General features: G+C 71.7%; 1 protein-coding gene. It reads left to right on the top strand.

The annotated features are described in order from the left end of the window. On the top strand, nucleotides 1–1,023 hold a 1,023-nt coding region (locus Q9R47_RS24265; RefSeq protein WP_311235654.1), incomplete at both ends, for a methyl-accepting chemotaxis protein.

Genomic DNA, 1,023 nt, shown 5'->3' with positions numbered 1-1,023 from the left:
GGCGCGCTCGTCGCGTGGTCGATCACGCGCCGCGTGAAGGGCCAGCTCGGCGGCGAGCCCGCCTACGCCGCCCAGATCGCCCAGGAAGTCGCCCGCGGCAACCTCGCCGTCCACGTCGATCTGCGCCCCGGCGACTCCTCCTCCGTCCTCGCCGCCATGGGCTCCATGCGCGCCAACCTCGCCCGAGTCGTCTCCGAAGTCCGCCACTCCAGCGAATCCATCGCCACCGGCGCCTCCGAGATCGCCTCCGGCAACGCCGACCTCTCCCAGCGCACCGAAGAGCAGGCCTCCAACCTCCAGCAGACCGCCGCCTCCATGGAGGAGATGGCCTCCACCGTCAAGCAGAACGCCGACACCGTCCGCACCGCATCCCAGCTCGCCTCCTCCGCCTCCGCCACCGCCGCCCGCGGCGGCGACGTCGTGGGCAACGTCGTGCGCACCATGGAAGACATCACCGCCTCCTCCCGCAAGATCGGCGACATCATCGGCGTCATCGACTCCATCGCCTTCCAGACCAACATCCTCGCGCTCAACGCCGCCGTCGAGGCCGCACGCGCCGGCGAGCAGGGCCGGGGCTTTGCCGTCGTCGCCGGCGAAGTGCGCACCCTCGCGCAGCGCTCCGCCCAGGCCGCCAAGGAGATCAAGGCCCTCATCGGCGAGAGCGTCTCCAAGGTCGAGACCGGCTCGCAGCTCGTGGGCGAGGCCGGCACCACCATGGGCGAGATCGTCGAGCAGGCCCGCCGCGTCGCCGATCTGATCGCCGAGATCGGAGCTGCCACCCACGAGCAGGAGCAGGGCATCTCCCAGGTGAGCGATGCCGTCAACCAGCTCGACCAGGTCACCCAGCAGAACGCCGCGCTCGTCGAGGAATCCGCCGCCGCCGCCGACAGCCTCAACTCCCAGGCCGCACGCCTCGTGCAGCTCGTCAGCGTCTTCCAGATCGATGCCTCCACGCAGGCCGCGCAGCAGGCGCCGCACGCCTCCCGGCCCGCGTCCTCCCAGGCCGTCATCGCCCAGGCGCAG

The organism is Acidovorax sp. PRC11 (assembly GCF_031844105.1).
GTDB lineage: Bacteria > Pseudomonadota > Gammaproteobacteria > Burkholderiales > Burkholderiaceae_C > Paracidovorax.
The sequence above is the reverse complement of the archived record's forward strand: the minus strand, read 5'-3'. Positions and strand labels throughout refer to the sequence as shown.